Source organism: Planococcus chinensis (genome assembly GCF_020071995.1).
Taxonomy (GTDB): Bacteria; Bacillota; Bacilli; order Bacillales_A; family Planococcaceae; genus Planococcus; species Planococcus chinensis_A.
In genome coordinates this window covers 1-16208 of sequence record NZ_JABWTK010000021.1, presented here as the reverse complement: position 1 = coordinate 16208, position 16208 = coordinate 1, and the positions used below count along the sequence as shown (strand labels likewise).

Here is a 16208-nt window from a genome sequence, read left to right as displayed (position 1 = left end):
CATGTATTAGGCACGCCGCCAGCGTTCGTCCTGAGCCAGGATCAAACTCTCCATTATAGAGAACCGATTGCTCAAATTCTGCTGGCGTCTCGCCGTTCCGAAGAACGCGCGAGTCGCTTGATCTGGCCGAAGCCTGATCAGTACATTTTGCGCGGGCCGTTTTGCGCGGCCGTTGCTATCTGTTGACGTTTTGCTGTTCAGTTTTCAAGGTTCATGTTGTGTCGTTTTCTTAATGACAACTTTATTAGTATAACTTATTTCAGAATCGATGTCAACAACTAATTTCAACTTTCTTTTGTTGAAGCTAATCAATCGATTCGGTTGTTATGCCGTCTCTCAACGACAACTATATTAGTATAACTTAATCACCGCTAAACGTCAACTAAAACTTTAAAGGTTTTAATTGTCTTGTTTTTTGGGACGCTTATCAATATAACAGCTGTGCCTATCGCCGTCAACGATTAAGTACCAATCCCCGAGTCTTTCCCTAAGCTCGTTTCTGTTTCTTCTATAAGAAGGCGCCCGTTCGAGTCCATAAGAAAAAGCAATGCTGTGTAAGCCATTGCTTTTAAAACCTTGCATCTTCTAAACCGTTCTTGCTTCTTTATAGAAGGAACAGCATATACTACTGTATTAAATGAGGCCATAGTTGCTTCGGCTACAACTCACGGCGCCCTTCCAATGCTTTGGACAGCGTGACTTCATCCGCATATTCCAGATCGCCGCCCACTGGCAGTCCGTGTGCAATGCGCGTTGTTTTAATGCCGGAAGGTTTCACTAGGCGCGAAATGTACATGGCCGTCGCTTCCCCTTCAATCGTCGGGTTTGTCGCCAATATCAATTCGCTGACCGTTTCATCCTGCAGCCGCTTCAATAAAGAAGGAACATTGATATCTTCCGGCCCAATGCCATCCATTGGAGAAATGGCTCCTTGAAGAACATGGTACAGCCCCGTGTAATCGCGCATTTTTTCCATGGCGATGACATCTTTTGGATCCTGCACCACGCAAATCGTTGTCCGGTCGCGTGATTGGTCCTGGCAGATCATGCACGGATCGACATCGGTGATATGTCCGCAGTTTGAGCAGAAACTCAAATTCCGTTTGGCATCCACCAGTGCTTTTGCAAAATCAAGGACCGTGTCCTCTTTCATTCCAAGCACAAAAAATGCCAGCCGGGCCGCTGTTTTCGGCCCGATTCCTGGCAATTTCATAAAGCTTTCCATCAATTTCGATATTGGTTCTGGATAATGCATCCTGTTTACCTCCTAGAACATGCCTGGAAGATTTAACCCCTTAGTGAATTTCCCCATTGTGGAATTCGCATGCTCATCCGCTTTTTTAAACGCTTCGTTTGTTGCCACGATCAATAGGTCCTGAAGCATTTCAACATCTTCCGGATCGACAACTGATGGATCCAACACTACATCCAATACTTCCTTGTGTCCGGATACAGTAACTTTCACCATTCCGCCGCCAGCTGATCCTTCGAATTTCAATGTCCCTAGTTCTTCTTGAGCCTCAGCCATTTGTTTTTGCATTTTCTGCATTTGTTTCATCATGCCTTGCATATTTCCGCCACCGCGCATAATTGTTTCCTCCTCAAGGTTTTTTATTAATCTTCATGGATTTCGACAAAATCTTTGCCGAATAGCCGCTCGGCTTCCGCAATGAACGGATCTTCTTCCGCTGCTGAGCCTTCCGCAGAAAACGGATGTGGTTCTTCAGACTCCGTCTGCTTCTCATCTGCCCCTGCTTTCAACCCGTTGCTTCTAATAAACTCTTCACGTATTTTCAGCCAGCTTTCATCCGGCACAAAGATCGGCGTGTAGGCTTTCCCTGTGTACTGCTGCAGAAGTTGGCTGAAAGCGACCGCAAAGGTCTGGTTGTCGGAAGCCATCTGGCAATGAATATCATACTTGAATTTTAACACAAAAGCATCTGCTGACGCCGCTACTGGCTCCGCTTCGTTCAATAAAGCCGCATGCGATCTTTGCAGTTGGCCCATTACCGTTGCCCAATTGGTTTTAATCGCCTGGATATCCGGTTTGGTCGCATTCTTTAAGACGTCCTGAATGCGGCCAACGGGAATCTTAAAGGCACTTTGAGACCGTTGGCGGCGCTTCGGTTCCGCATTTGCGGCTGCCGGAGCTGCAGCTGTTGCCCCGTTTTTCAGTTGCTGCTGGAGTTGGATCACCAATTGCTCCAATTGATTGACCTTGGCTTCCAGCTCCGGAGAGGCCGAATCCGAAGAGATCATGGCCGGCGCGTCTGCCTGCACCATTTTCAAGAGGGCTGTCTCTAAATATATTTTGGTATGGTTGGAAAACCGCATTTCCTGTTGGGTTTTCGTCAACACATCAATCCACGCATAAAGCGTTGCCGGCTCGAATTGCTTGGCAAGCGCTTCGAAGCGTTCTTCATGTGCTGCGAGTTCCAGCATATCGTGAAGATCCGGCGCCGTTTGGATCAGCAGCAAGTCCCGAAAGAAGGTAATAAAGTCTTCCACAAGCCGAACCGGATCCTTGCCGTCTCGCACCAATTGCTCTAGAAGCGTTAGTGCCTGGCCGATGTCTTTTTCGACAAGTGCTTCGGCAATATTATAAAACATGTCCTGGCTGATGGATCCAGTCACAAGCAGCGCGTCTTCAAGCGTCATTTCATCGCCGCTGAACGACACGACCTGATCAAGCAGGCTGAGCGCATCCCGCATTCCGCCCGCAGCCGCCTGTGCAATCACTTTCAATACTTGCTCATTATAAGGAATGCCTGCATCTGTCAGAACATCAATCATCCGTTCCACAATATCCGTCTGCGTCAAGCGCTTAAAATCAAAGCGTTGGCAGCGGGAAATGATGGTAAGCGGCAATTTATGCGGTTCCGTTGTCGCCAGAATAAAGACGACGTGCTCTGGCGGTTCTTCCAGTGTTTTCAGCAATGCGTTAAAGGCACTATTGGAAAGCATGTGCACTTCATCGATGATGTAAATCTTGAAACGGGAATTGGCCGGAGAGAACCGGACCTTTTCAATGATCTCCCGCATTTCTTCCACCCGGGAATTGGAAGCCGCATCGAATTCGATAACGTCTGTATTGGATCCTTCAGTAATGCTTTTACAAGAACTGCATTCGTTGCAGGGTTCTGCTACAGGTGCCTGTTCGCAATTGAGCGCTTTTGCAAAGATTTTCGCCGCACTCGTCTTCCCTGTGCCCCGAGGCCCTGAAAACAAATAAGCATGCGTGGTCTTATTGTAAAGGAGAGCATTTTGAAGGGTTTGTTTGATATGCGACTGACCTGACATTTCGGAAAAGGACTGCGGCCGGTACACACGGTAAAAAGCTTGATACGCCAACGTTTTTCTCTCCTTTTGTAAAATATGTTTTTCGTCCTTTAATTATATCATAAAAAGAGGGGGCTTCTGAACGATTACCCTCTGAATTGCCGGTTGTTATTTGTCGTCATTTAGGGATTTCCAGGCGGGATTTTTCCAAACAAAAAACCTGTCCGCGAAGTTGCGGACAGGCTTGAGTTTTAAAATTATTGCCGTGCACCTTTCTTTGACTGCTGCACACAAGCGTTACCCTTGTCGTTGGCTCGATCTAGGCAACCCCACGGCACATGAAAAGATCCACTTAATGCTGCTTCCTTCCGGACCTGACATGGTTCATGGGTTTCCATTGCGCAGGACCCAAATGTCAACACTACGTGCAAGAGTCAGACCCTGCACACAAACAGCCTAGGAAAGGAATTCAGTCCTGCTAAAGCGGATTGCAGGTTACAGGACACCGCTATCTTCCCACCTAGCACGGCATTAACTAGTATACGAATATTCCTGAAAAAAATCAATCCGTAACTCTTATTTAATCTCAAATAGCTGAAAAACCCGTATTAGTAAGGAGAAAATTAAGGTTTCTAAAAAAAATCTCAAAAACTGTTGACACTTTGTTTCTTTTTATGATAAATTAATTCTTGTCTGATACGGAGGAATACCCAAGTTTGGCTGAAGGGATCGGTCTTGAAAACCGACAGGGGAGTCAAATCCCGCGGGGGTTCGAATCCCTCTTCCTCCTCCATTTTTTGAATTTACACGCGCATATAAATTCGAGATTGGATTCGTTACGAAAGTAGCGAATTTTTCTTAACACTTATATGTCTGAAGATTTCGATACATAAAACATGACTTTAAAGCAGATGGCCCAAAGCCATCTGCTTTTTTTATTGATTCTTATACTATTTCCCGGGAAATAAAAACCCCTGAACCATTTCTGATTCAGGGGAAAAGCTTATTTTTTCAATAAGGAAGTTTGTTGCATGAAATTGCCGATGCGTTCTACGATGCGTTCAGCGCAGTCCGGATCATTCATCAGATCGTAATCGTTGATATTCAGACGCAGCACCGGGCAGCCGTTGAAAGAATTGATCCACTTCTCGTAGCGTTCGTGCATTTCAAGCCAGTACTCAACCGGCGTCTGCTGTTCCATTGCGCGGCCGCGTTCCTGGATGCGCCCCAGAATGTCTTCAATCGACCCTTCCAGGTAAATCAATAAATCCGGATGCGGGAAATAAGGCGTCATCACCATGGCTTCAAACAAATTCGTGTATGTTTCGTAATCCACGTCATTCATCGTGCCTTTTTCCCAATGCATTTTCGCGAAAATGCCGGTATCTTCATAAATCGAACGGTCCTGGATAAAACCGCCGCCGTATTCAAACATGCGCTTTTGCTCTTTGAAGCGCTCTGCCAGGAAATAGATCTGGAGATGGAAGCTCCATTTCTCAAAGTCATCGTAAAACAAATCCAGGTAAGGGTTGGCATCCACTTTCTCAAACGATGTACGGAAATGAAGCGTATCTGCCAAGGCCTTTGTCATTGTGGATTTGCCGACACCTACTGTACCTGCAATGGTAATTACAGCATTTTCCGGAATGCCGTATTTTTCACGTAAATTCATATCGTTAAACTCCTTTGTTGTAAGGTTCCGTCCACTTTGGCCAGAATCTGCTGCAGATCTGCTTCATTCTGGACGAAATCCATTTCATCTCCATTAAAACGCAGCACCGGAATTTCCGGATGCTCCCGCTCAAAACGTTCAATAAATTCGTGGTAATCCGTAACCAGCTGTTCCATATAAGCCGGGGTAATCATTTGCTCGAATTCACGTCCGCGCATTTTGATGCGCTTCATCAACGTATCCAAACTCGCATGCAAATAAATGACCATATTCGGCGCCGGCATATCCGCTGTCAGGATTTTATAGATGGCTTCGTATTTGGCATACTCGGCCTCCGGCAGCGTCCGCTTCGCAAAAATCAAGTTCTTGAATATATGGTAATCCGCTGCTACAGGCTCACGGTTGGAAATGAACTTCTTCTGTATATCGGTTAATTGTTTATAGCGATTGCATAAAAAGAACATCTCGGTCTGGAAGCTCCATTCCTCAATGTCTTCGTAAAACTTCGTAAGAAACGGATTTTCATCGACGATTTCTTTCAGCATTTGAAAGCGATGGTGGTCAGCAATTGCTTTTGCCAGTGACGTTTTGCCAACGCCAATCGGGCCTTCTACCGTTATAAATGGCACCGGCATGGGAAGTTCCCCTCTTTCTGTTCAAGTGTGTTACAGTGCCATTTATTTTACCACAGACTGCCCGGTAAAAGTAGGGAAAAAAGCAGCTCTCCAACTTAATGGATGGCTGCTTTGAAAGTTCCCCCGTGCACTTCCTGGGTATCCATAATGGTCACAAACGCTTTCGGATCAATATCCGCTACAATGTGTTTCAGTTTGGAAATTTCTAATCTCGTCACCACTACATATATGACATCTTTGGCAGATTCTTCGTAACCGCCTTTGCCGTGCAGCTTGGTGACGCTTCGACCAAGGCGGGAATTGATGGCAGCGCCCAATTCGATGAATTCATCGGACACAATAATGACCGCTTTCGTATCATCCAGTCCTTGGATGACGATATCAATCGTTTTGGAAGCAATATAATATGTTAAAATGGAATACATTGCGTGTTCCCAGCCGAGGACAAATCCGGCCCATAAAAAGATGAAGATGTTGACGAACATTACAAATTCACCAACTGAAAAAGGCAATTTGCGCGTTAGTAAAATGCCCAGGATTTCCGTTCCGTCCAGCGCTCCGCCGTTTCGGATCACAAGGCCCACGCCGGCTCCCAGAATCAGCCCTCCGAATACCGTGGCAAGCAACGGATCGTCGACCACACCTGGAATCGGATGTAATGGAAATTCAATGATGGCCAGCGCTACAATTGCGAAAATGGACGAGATAAAAAAGTTCTTCCCGATATGCTTGTACCCGAAGAAAAGAAAGGGCAAGTTGATCACGACCATCAAAATACCAAATGGAATCGGAGTCAGATAGTCTAAAATCAGCGAAATGCCGATAATGCCGCCGTCAATAATCGAATTCGGCACTAAAAAAAGTTCAATGGAAACGGCAGCCATGGTGGCGCCTAGTAATATCAGCAAAAAACGCATAATTAAATGCTTGAAGGTTTCTTTTTTATGTTCTTTGACCATCAAATCTCTCCCAAAAATCAAACCCTGGATTTTTTCTCCTTTTTATTTTACGCTTTTCTCCTCCATTTGTCTTGATAGACTCCTAATTCCTTTAGCATACTTATAAAAAAATGATAAACTGGGGTGTAGGGAGCGATGAAGAATGAACGGAATTGAACAAGACCATTATTATATGGGCCTCGCAATCGAAGAAGCCCAAAAAGCCGCCGCCAAGGGTGAAGTACCGATTGGTGCTGTCATCGTGCAGGACGGGCACGTGATTGCACGGGCTCATAACCTGCGGGAAACCACCCAAAATGCGGTGACCCATGCGGAACTGCTGGCTATCCAGGAAGCCTGCCAGACCATCAGCAATTGGCGCCTCGAGAACACAAGCCTTTACGTTACGTTAGAGCCTTGTCCGATGTGCGCCGGCGCGATTCTGCAATCCCGCATTCCGCGCGTCATTTACGGGGCCCGTGATATCAAGGCCGGCAGTGTGGATTCGCTGTACCGGCTGCTGAACGATGAACGCTTCAACCATCAATGCGAAGTCACAGAAAATGTCATGGCCGAAGAATGCGGCGGTTTGCTGACACAGTTTTTCCGGACACTCCGGGAAAACAAAACGAAGAAAAAGCGGGAGCTCCTATAGGGCTGCCGCTTTTTCTTCGTTTAAAAACTGCTTGATGAGCATATTGAGAATGTGCGCCTGCTCGTGGTGAACCCAGTGCGTCGCTTCCCCGACAAACACCAATTCACCGTCCTCGCAAAAGTCCAGGCTTTCTTTCGCCAGTTCCGTCGATAGAAACTGATCACCCACGCCCCAAATAATCCGTACCGGCAATCCGATTTTCTGTTCCGGCACTTGCAGGACATTGCCGCGGCGAATCGCCCGGTACCAGTTCAGCATCGCCGTCAGTGCACCGGGCTGGTCCCACGCGTCCCGGTAAGCAGCGAGTTCTTCGTCAGAAAATGTATCCGGATTGCTTGTCGATACCAAACTTTCGACCATCGTCTTGAAATAATCCGCCGCAAGCATTTTTTCCGGCAGATCCGGCAATTGGAAAAAGGCGATATACGAACTCCTCGCCCATTGCAGCGGATTGCGCTTCATGACCCTTGGCATCGCTTTGGGATGCGGAATGTTCACCACAATCAGCTTGTCCACATAGTCCGGCTTTGTGGCTGCCAAATGCCAGGCCACCGCCCCTCCCCAGTCATGGCCGATAATGGTGGCGCTCGTTTTGCCGAAATGGCCGATCAACCCGACAATGTCATCCCGCAATAAATCCAATGTATAATTGCTGATATCTTGCGGCTTATCGCTCAGATTGTAGCCCCGCTGGTCCGGCACGGCAACGCGGTAGCCAAGTTCAGTGAGCGGTTCAATCTGCTTTTTCCAGCCGAACCAGAATTCGGGGAACCCGTGCAGCAAAACAACAAGCGGCCCGTCTTCCGGTCCCGCAACTGCCGTATGCAGCGTGATGCCGTTCGTTTGAATGGACTGAAACGATAGATTTTCCATTTCACCAACACCTCTCCTTGCTATTTACCTGTCTTTACCCGTTTCCATGGAAAATAAAAAAGGAGTTGCCCCAAAAGTAATTTGGGGCAACTCCTTTGCGACGAAGCTAGCGTAACGATGCAGGGACAGAAACAGGAGCAATAGTATTACCACACCCTTTAGTAGAAGCAAGGGTCTATCCGTTTATTTAATCAAGTCTTTGCCGCCCATATACGGACGCAATACTTCAGGGATGACGATGGTGCCGTCTTCCTGCTGGCAGTTTTCCAGCAAAGCGGCCACTGTTCGGCCGATTGCAAGTCCGCTGCCGTTTAAGGTATGGACAAATTCCGGCTTGCCGTTCGCTTCGCGGCGGAATTTGATATTAGCGCGTCTAGCCTGGAAATCTTCGAAGTTACTGCAAGAAGAAATCTCACGGTACATGTCCTGGCTCGGAATCCACACTTCGATGTCGTATTTCTTCGCAGCGGTAAAGCCAAGATCTGCTGTGCACATTTTCAGGACGCGGTAAGGAAGCCCCAGCAGCTGCAGCACTTTCTCGGCATGGCCGGTCAATTTCTCCAGTTCATCATATGAATCTTCCGGCTTCACAAAGCGCACCAGCTCGACTTTATTGAATTGGTGCTGTCGGATTAGCCCGCGTGTGTCCCGGCCCGCAGAACCCGCTTCAGAGCGGAAATTCGCGCTGTAAGAAGCGAATGCCTGCGGAAGCATATCCGCTGATAAGATTTCATCGCGGTAGAAGTTCGTCACCGGCACTTCAGAAGTCGGAATCAGGAAATAATCTTCTTTCTCGATCAGGAATGCATCTTCTTCAAATTTCGGCAATTGGCCTGTGCCCGTCAAGCTTTCGCGGTTGACCATGTAAGGCGGCAGGATTTCCTGGTAGCCATGCTCTTCCTGGTGCAAATCCATCATGAAGTTGATAAGCGCCCGTTCGAGGCGAGCTCCAAGGCCGCGGTAGAAGACAAAACGGCTGCCCGTTACTTTTGCTGCCCGTTCAAAATCGATGATGTTTAAGTCTGTGCCAAGATCCCAATGCGGTTTGGCTTCAAACGTGAATTCCGGCTTTTCTCCCCAAGTCCGGATTTCAACGTTGTCGTCTTCAGAATCGCCGACCGGCACGCTGTCATGCGGAATGTTCGGTACACGCATCATGATGTAATTCAAACGCTCTTCCACTTCGCGCAATTCATCGTCAATCGCTTTAATCTGTTCGCCGACTTCGCGCATTTTGGCAATGGCTTCATCTGCATTTTCTTTATTGCGCTTCATCACTGCGATGTTTTGTGACGCCTCGTTGCGTTCGGCTTTCAATTTCTCGGTTTGTGCAATCAATTCACGGCGTTTGGCATCCACCGCTTCAAAATCGTCCAGCACGGAAATATCTTCGCCGCGTTTCGCAAGCTTCGTTTTTACTTCTTCAAAATTGGCACGTACATGTTTAATGTCTAACATACCGGTTCCTCCTCAAAATAAATTAGCGGTCAATGGAAAAAAGACAACAAAAATAGCCCTCATCCCTTGGTAAAGGGACGAGAGCTACCCGCGTTGCCACCCTGATTGATCGGCTAAAAAGCTTGATCCTCTTCATTACATAACGGCCTTTAAACCGGCAATGGCTTATGTCGCCATGCAACTCAGGAGTGGATTCACACGCGCTTTTCGCCGGTTCGCACCACCCACCGGCTCTCTTTGGAAAAACAACGTATTACTATTCCCCATCAACGTTTCTACTTTTAAATTAATCATACTTTACTATAAACGGATCTTTTTGGCAAGGAAATGTCAGTTTGAGAAGAAATCATACTCAAAAAATAAGCCGTGATGCGGTGGTCATCGGTCAATTCCGGATGAAACGAACAGACGAGAAACTGGCGGCTTCTTGCCATGACGATTTTCCCGTCATGCTCGCCAAGTATTTCAACGCCTGAACCCGCACTGACAATATGCGGTGCCCGGATAAAGACCGCTTCAAAGGGTGCTTCCATCCCTTTGACGGATAACGGGGTTTCAAAGCTGTCGGCTTGGCGGCCGAAGGAATTGCGTTCCACTTTAATGTCCATCACGCCAAGATGCGGTTCGGGATAACCGACGATTTCCTTTGCCAGAAGAATTAACCCCGCACAAGTGCCAAACATCGGCTTGCCGCTCTTTGCAAAGGCGCGAAGCGGCCCCAGCAAACCATAGCGGTCGACCAACCGGCGCATCGTGGTGCTTTCTCCGCCCGGCAAAATCAAGGCATCCAAATCTTCCAAGTCGCTTGGCCATTTGACCAGCACCGCTTCCGCACCGCATGCTTCAATAGATTGCGCATGTTCCCTGACCGCTCCCTGCAATGCCAGAACACCGACTCGTTTCATCTTACCAGCCCCGTTCCTGCATGCGCTCACCCGCCGCAATTGTGGAAATTTCAATGCCTTTCATGGCGATCCCGAGGTCTTTTGACAGTTCAGCAATCAATTTATAATCCTGGTAATGCGTCGTTGCTTCGACAATCGCACGTGCGAACCGTTCTGGATGTTCCGATTTGAAGATGCCGGATCCCACGAACACGCCATCAGCTCCAAGTTCCATCATCAAGGCCGCATCTGCAGGCGTTGCCACACCGCCCGCTGCAAAGTTGACGACCGGCAAACGGCCGAGCCGCTTCACTTCTTTCAGGAATTCATACGAGGCGCCTAAGTTGCGTGCTTCGGTCATCAATTCATCATCGCTCAGCGTAACGACTTTGCGCACTTCCGCATTGACTTGGCGCAAGTGGCGGACCGCTTCGACGATATTCCCTGTGCCCGGTTCCCCTTTTGTCCGGAGCATTGAAGCACCTTCCCCGATACGGCGTGCCGCTTCGCCTAAATTGCGGCAGCCGCAGACGAACGGCACCGTATAGGCATCCTTCAATAAGTGAAATTCTTCGTCCGCGGGTGTCAGCACTTCACTTTCATCTATGTAATCCACACCCATCGCTTCTAGTACACGCGCTTCCACAATATGGCCAATCCGCGCTTTGGCCATAACCGGAATGGATACAGCTTTCATCACTTCTTCTGTAATGCGCGGGTCTGCCATACGAGCTACGCCGCCGTCTCTACGAATATCCGAAGGCACCCGCTCAAGCGCCATAACAGCTGTTGCGCCCGCCGCTTCTGCAATGCGCGCCTGTTCCGCGTTGACCACATCCATGATCACTCCGCCTTTTTGCATTTCCGCCATTCCACGCTTAACTCGATCGGTTCCATGTTTACTCATTAAAATTCCCCCTTTTCTTGATATTGTCAGTATAATAAAGATTGACCATATAGAAATACTCAGATCCCTATAAATTCATAAGGTCAGTTAGGAGAGTCGTTATGGATATGCTGATGTTTCAGCTTCAGCGAAGCACTTCAACGCCTTTATACAAACAGCTTTACCGGGAAATTAAACAAGCTATTATCGACGGCAAAATTTCTGTTGATACCAAACTGCCCAGCAAACGAAAACTGGCAGAGTTTCTGGATATCAGCCAGACCACTGTTGAACTGGCTTATGGCCAGCTGGTCGCAGAAGGGTTTATTGAGTCGCGTGCCCGCAAAGGGTTTTATGCGCAGCCGGTGGAAGAAGTGGCTTATTTGGATATGCCTCAAGAAGAACCATTGGCGCCGGAACGTCTTGAATACCGCTATGACTTCAATCCGGCAGCCATTGATTCCCGTTCTTTTCCTTTTTCGACCTGGCGCAAGCTTTCCAAAGACCTTCTCGATGAATCCAACCACGAGTTGCTGTTGAGCGGGCATCCGCAAGGCGATGAAACCCTGCGCCAGGAAATTTCCCGCTACTTGTTCCAGTCACGGGGCGTGGTATGTGAAGCCGATCAAATCATTATCGGCTCCGGAACGGAACAGTTGGTACCTTTATTGATCCGCTTGCTCGATAAAACGATTGTCTTTGGCTTCGAAAATCCGGGATATGCTTTAACGCATACCATTTTTTCGCACCATGATCGGAAAGCCGTGCCCATCAGCATCGAAGCGGATGGCATCAATGTCGGGGAACTCGAAGCGTCGGAAGTCGATATTGCTTACGTCACCCCTTCCCACCAGTTTCCGACCGGCGCCGTGCTCAGTGCCACCAAACGGGCTCAACTCCTAAACTGGGCGACTGCCAAGCCGGACCGTTACATCATTGAAGATGATTACGACAGCGAATTCCGCTACACGAGCCGCCCAATTCCTGCCCTTCAAAGCATGGATGTCAGCGGACGGGTGATTTACATCAGCACGTTCTCCAAATCGCTGATGCCTTCTTTGCGGATTGCCTATATGGTTTTGCCGAAAAGGCTGATGCGTGCTTACCGCCAGACTTTTCTTCATTATTCATCGTCTGTGCCGAGGTTTGACCAGCAGCTCGTCAGCGAATTCATGAAAGAAGGACATTTTTCACGCCACTTGAACCGGATGCGCAAACTGTATAAGAAAAAACTTGAACACCTTACAGACGCCCTGCATTTATTTGCACCTCTAGTCACGGTTTCCGGCCAGCAAGCGGGCATGCATATAGTGCTGACCGTACAGACTGCTTTAACGGAAAAAGAACTCGTGGAACGCGCTAAAGGCGCCGGAATCCGGGTATTTGGCCTGGGTTCTTACGACGTCGAAGGAAAAAACGTTTCGCCTCCGAAAATCGTCTTGGGATTCGGCGGATTAACCGAACAAGAAATTGAACAGGGCATTTTGGATTTAATGGCATGCTGGGACATTGCCGCACAAAAAAGCAGCTCATCTGAATAGATGAACTGCTTTTCTTTAGAATAATCCTTTTACAAAATCCAGGGCGCCTGACCACATATTGGAGATGAAGTTGCCTACAGCCTGGACAGACAGTGAGAACCAATTGGCCCTTGCCACCTTTTCGGTTGTCACAACTTCAGCGTCGCTTTTTCTGCCATCCAAATAGCCGAAGTCTTCGCCTTCTGTTTTGACAACGTTAACGGTACCGACCACTTCTCCTTTGCCGATTCCCGCTTCAATCTTGCCTTCGGCCACTACAGATTCATCGAGCACCAATTCCGGTTGATATTTTTCTTTGTCGCTTGTCTGAATCATCATCGTAATCGGTTCTTTCACGGCGATCGATACAGCTTTTTCTTCCCCTTTGGTTACCGGCAAGGTTTCCTGTCCTTTGATCTGGTAACCGCCGGGAATGATTTCTTCTTTTGTGAATTGGCCGAATCCGAAGTCGAATAGAACACGGGTCTGGTCAAAACGTGCTTTGTAAGAACCTACACCCTTTTCATCGACCGCTTTCATCACAACGGCAATCAGCCGCGTGCCATCACGCTTGGCCGTACCGGCAAAGCTGTGGCCGGCAAAATCCGTACTGCCGGTTTTCAATCCGTCCACGCCTTCGTATTCAAAAGCCAGTCCGGGAAGCATAGAATTCCAGTTCAACATATTGATCGCATCCGCTGTCCCAGGACGGAACATCTTATTTGGAATTTTTGTCGTTTCCAATACTTCCGGATAATCGTCCAGCAGCGCCTTTGTCAGCTTGGCAACCGCCTTTGCAGACATGACATTTTCATCATTCGCGCCTGTACTTTTTGGGTGCATCCCCATCAGCAAGGAGTTGCTCAATCCCGTTGAATTGACCAATTTGGCACCGGCCAATCCCAGCTCTTCCGCTTTTTCATTCATCAGGCGGACGAATTCCTCTTCCGTCCCAGCGATCGTCTCAGCAATGCCGATCGTCGCCGCATTCGCAGAATAAATCGCCATCGCTTCATACAATTCCTGGATCGTATAGGCTTCTCCTTTTCTTAAAGGCACGTTGCTCAAGCGCATATCCTGTGAAATTTCATAAGCATAATCCGTCACCGTATACTCCTGTTCCCACGATATACGGCCATCTTCAATCGCTTCAAACAATAAATACTCAGTCATCATTTTTGTCATGCTTGCAATCCCTAACGTAGCGTCTGCGTTTTGTGCATATAATATTTTTCCGGAATCAGCATCTACCAGAATGGCAGCATCCGCCAGTATATTTAAAGAATCTGCCGCTTTTGCCTGCTGAGGCATACCAACAGTCAGCAGCACAGCCAAAATAATCGTTAATTTCAACACAATCCTCACGTATTTCAATACCTCCATCTGTAAGTTTCCCCATATAATTCTATCATATTCTGCACGTCCCTAAACCAAAACATGAAAAAAGCATTCTTTGCATCTACAGGTAGACACAAAGAATGCTTAATAGCTAAAACTTATGAAATAGAATAGTTAGGAGATTCTTTTGTAATTTGGACATCGTGCGGATGGCTTTCACGAAGACCAGCGCCAGTCATGCGGATAAATTGTGCTTCATCACGCAAAGTCTGTAAATCCGGAGTTCCGCAATAACCCATTCCTGCGCGAATTCCGCCAAGCAATTGATGGATTGTATCCGCAAGCGGCCCTTTGTATGGCAAGCGGCCTTCAATGCCTTCCGGTACCAATTTCTTCGCATCGTCCTGGAAGTAACGGTCTTTTGATCCTTTTTCCATAGCTGCGATTGAACCCATGCCACGGTAAGTTTTAAACTGGCGACCCTGGAAGATTTCGGTTTCTCCCGGGCTTTCCGTCGTACCAGCAAGCAAGCTTCCCAGCATGACCACATGTCCGCCGGCTGCCAATGCTTTGATGATATCGCCGGAATACTTAATGCCGCCGTCTGCAATGATCGCTTTGCCGTGTTTGCGTGCTTCTGTTGCACAGTCATAAACAGCCGTGATTTGTGGAACCCCAACACCGGCAACAACTCGAGTCGTACAAATCGAACCAGGTCCGATTCCTACTTTGACAACGTCTGCTCCAGCTTCAATCAATGCTTTTGTGCCTTCTGCAGTTGCTACATTTCCTGCGATAATTGCCAATTCAGGGTATGCCGCACGAATTTGGCTTACAGAATCCAAAACCCCTTTTGAATGGCCATGTGCAGTATCAAGAACAATTACATCTACACCGGCTTTAACCAATTGCTCAACTCGCTTCATTGTATCTGAAGTTACTCCGACTGCAGCTCCTGCAAGCAATCGGCCGTGGCTGTCTTTTGCAGCGTTCGGGAATTCGATGACTTTTTCAATATCTTTGATGGTAATTAACCCTTTTAATATACCTTGATCATCAACAATTGGGAGTTTTTCAATTTTATATTGCTGAAGAATTTTTTCAGCCTCTTCCAGTGTAGTTCCTACTGAAGCTGTAACCAATTCTTCTTTCGTCATCACTTCATCAATTTTCAATGAATAGTCCTGGATAAAGCGCAAGTCGCGGTTGGTAATGATGCCGACCAATTTCTGCTCTTCTTCATTGTTCACGATTGGAACACCTGAAATGCGGTATTTCCCCATAAGATGTTCAGCATCATACACTTGGTGCTCAGGCGTTAAGAAGAATGGATCCGTAATAACGCCGTTCTCTGAACGTTTTACAGTTGTTACTTGCTCTGCCTGCTCTTCGATGCTCATGTTCTTGTGGATGATTCCCAGTCCGCCTTGGCGAGCCATTGAAATCGCCATTTTTGCTTCTGTAACAGTATCCATACCCGCACTAATAATAGGAATGTTCAATTTAATAGCCGGAGTTAACTCCACTGACAAATTGATATCCTTTGGCAGCACTTCCGATTTTGCTGGTACAAGCAATACATCATCAAACGTCAAACCTTCTTTAACAAATTTCGACTCCCACATTCTGGATACGCCTCCTGCTTCCTTTTGAATATTATTGTAAGGTTATCAGCGCGGCTAAACAGTGTCAAGAAAACGGGAATAAGAAAAAGTATTCAGAATTATTGATCGGGGCATTTTAAACAGGGTTTCTAGTTGCAAGGGAGGATTCCTCAGAATTCATGGGGTGCTGACATTTGATAATCTTAGTGACTCTGCCGACTGTTTTTTTCATTTCTTTTTGGTTTCGTTTGAAGAAGTTTGATACTAATAATGCAGTCGGTCCGCTCTCCCCAAAAACCGGTGCAGCTAGTTCTTTTTGCCGCAAACGTATTCGCTAATAAACACAAAAAAGCCGCCGCCGGAAATACCGGCAACGGCTTTTTTTACTTGGCCCAGCAATGTCCTACTCTCACAGGGGGAAACCCCCAACTACCATCGGCGCAAAAGAGCTTAACTTCCGTGTTCG

At 47.5% G+C, this 16208-nt stretch carries 15 protein-coding genes, 1 tRNA gene, 1 rRNA gene, 1 other RNA gene and 1 other annotated feature; of the genes, 4 read left to right on the top strand and 14 right to left on the bottom strand.

The window, feature by feature from the left end; genetic code table 11:
- The coding region (locus HU147_RS18995) for a hypothetical protein (protein ID WP_224077657.1) at positions 1 to 186 on the top strand (186 nt) is incomplete at its 5' end.
- Between the two features lie 472 nt (positions 187 to 658).
- On the opposite strand, the gene recR is transcribed toward HU147_RS18995, so the two are convergent.
- The 4 genes from recR to ffs all read right to left on the bottom strand — a co-directional run bounded on the left by recR (position 659) and on the right by ffs (position 3808).
- Complete coding sequence (recR, locus tag HU147_RS18990; protein ID WP_036803689.1) at positions 659 to 1255, bottom strand: recombination mediator RecR; 597 nt, start codon at positions 1253 to 1255, stop codon at positions 659 to 661.
- 12 nt (positions 1256 to 1267) lie between these two features.
- A complete protein-coding gene (locus tag HU147_RS18985) occupies positions 1268 to 1588 on the bottom strand; it encodes a YbaB/EbfC family nucleoid-associated protein (RefSeq protein ID WP_036803687.1) in 321 nt (106 codons plus the stop codon).
- 26 nt (positions 1589 to 1614) lie between these two features.
- Positions 1615 to 3351 (bottom strand): DNA polymerase III subunit gamma/tau, encoded by a 1737-nt coding sequence (gene dnaX, locus HU147_RS18980; RefSeq protein ID WP_224077656.1) that lies wholly within the window; start codon positions 3349 to 3351, stop codon positions 1615 to 1617.
- A 191-nt stretch (positions 3352 to 3542) separates the two neighbouring features.
- Positions 3543 to 3808, bottom strand: an RNA gene (ffs, locus tag HU147_RS18975) — signal recognition particle sRNA large type.
- 171 nt (positions 3809 to 3979) lie between these two features.
- Between ffs and HU147_RS18970 the strand changes: the two genes are divergently transcribed.
- Positions 3980 to 4072, top strand: a tRNA-Ser gene (locus HU147_RS18970).
- 210 nt (positions 4073 to 4282) lie between these two features.
- Here the strand turns inward: HU147_RS18970 and HU147_RS18965 are convergent.
- The 3 genes from HU147_RS18965 to HU147_RS18955 all read right to left on the bottom strand — a co-directional run bounded on the left by HU147_RS18965 (position 4283) and on the right by HU147_RS18955 (position 6545).
- The gene (locus HU147_RS18965; RefSeq protein ID WP_224077655.1) at positions 4283 to 4951 is read right to left on the bottom strand and encodes a deoxynucleoside kinase; all 669 of its coding nucleotides are present in this window, start codon (positions 4949 to 4951) and stop codon (positions 4283 to 4285) included.
- Positions 4948 to 5586 (bottom strand): deoxynucleoside kinase, encoded by a 639-nt coding sequence (locus HU147_RS18960; protein WP_224077654.1) that lies wholly within the window; start codon positions 5584 to 5586, stop codon positions 4948 to 4950. Before HU147_RS18960 ends, HU147_RS18965 begins: the two co-directional genes overlap by 4 nt.
- Positions 5587 to 5681: 95 nt before the next feature.
- Positions 5682 to 6545 (bottom strand): YitT family protein, encoded by an 864-nt coding sequence (locus HU147_RS18955; protein WP_224077653.1) that lies wholly within the window; start codon positions 6543 to 6545, stop codon positions 5682 to 5684.
- 142 nt (positions 6546 to 6687) lie between these two features.
- On the opposite strand from HU147_RS18955, the gene tadA reads away from it, so the two are divergent.
- Positions 6688 to 7179, top strand: coding sequence for a tRNA adenosine(34) deaminase TadA (gene tadA / locus HU147_RS18950; protein WP_224077652.1), 492 nt, complete (start codon positions 6688 to 6690; stop codon positions 7177 to 7179).
- On the opposite strand, the gene HU147_RS18945 is transcribed toward tadA, so the two are convergent.
- From HU147_RS18945 to pdxS, 4 genes are all read right to left on the bottom strand, one after another.
- Positions 7174 to 8052 (bottom strand): alpha/beta fold hydrolase, encoded by an 879-nt coding sequence (locus HU147_RS18945; protein ID WP_224077651.1) that lies wholly within the window; start codon positions 8050 to 8052, stop codon positions 7174 to 7176. The genes tadA and HU147_RS18945 overlap by 6 nt on opposite strands.
- Before the next feature lie 183 nt (positions 8053 to 8235).
- Complete coding sequence (gene serS, locus HU147_RS18940) at positions 8236 to 9510, bottom strand: serine--tRNA ligase (protein ID WP_224077650.1); 1275 nt, start codon at positions 9508 to 9510, stop codon at positions 8236 to 8238.
- A 70-nt stretch (positions 9511 to 9580) separates the two neighbouring features.
- Positions 9581 to 9789: a binding site (T-box leader), on the bottom strand.
- 11 nt (positions 9790 to 9800) lie between these two features.
- Complete coding sequence (gene pdxT / locus HU147_RS18935) at positions 9801 to 10415, bottom strand: pyridoxal 5'-phosphate synthase glutaminase subunit PdxT (RefSeq protein WP_224077649.1); 615 nt, start codon at positions 10413 to 10415, stop codon at positions 9801 to 9803.
- Position 10416: 1 nt separating this feature from the next.
- Complete coding sequence (gene pdxS / locus HU147_RS18930; protein ID WP_036803667.1) at positions 10417 to 11301, bottom strand: pyridoxal 5'-phosphate synthase lyase subunit PdxS; 885 nt, start codon at positions 11299 to 11301, stop codon at positions 10417 to 10419.
- Between the two features lie 101 nt (positions 11302 to 11402).
- Between pdxS and pdxR the strand changes: the two genes are divergently transcribed.
- Positions 11403 to 12821 (top strand): MocR-like pyridoxine biosynthesis transcription factor PdxR, encoded by a 1419-nt coding sequence (gene pdxR, locus HU147_RS18925; protein WP_224077648.1) that lies wholly within the window; start codon positions 11403 to 11405, stop codon positions 12819 to 12821.
- Between the two features lie 15 nt (positions 12822 to 12836).
- Here the strand turns inward: pdxR and HU147_RS18920 are convergent, their stop codons facing one another.
- The 3 genes from HU147_RS18920 to rrf form a co-directional block, all read right to left on the bottom strand.
- On the bottom strand, positions 12837 to 14183 hold the full coding sequence (locus tag HU147_RS18920; protein ID WP_224077647.1) for a serine hydrolase: 1347 nt from the start codon (positions 14181 to 14183) through the stop codon (positions 12837 to 12839).
- Positions 14184 to 14296: 113 nt separating this feature from the next.
- Positions 14297 to 15763, bottom strand: a complete 1467-nt coding sequence (guaB, locus tag HU147_RS18915) for an IMP dehydrogenase (RefSeq protein ID WP_224077646.1) — start codon at positions 15761 to 15763, stop codon at positions 14297 to 14299.
- Between the two features lie 369 nt (positions 15764 to 16132).
- Positions 16133 to 16208, bottom strand: a 5S ribosomal RNA gene (rrf, locus tag HU147_RS19650); the annotation flags it as partial.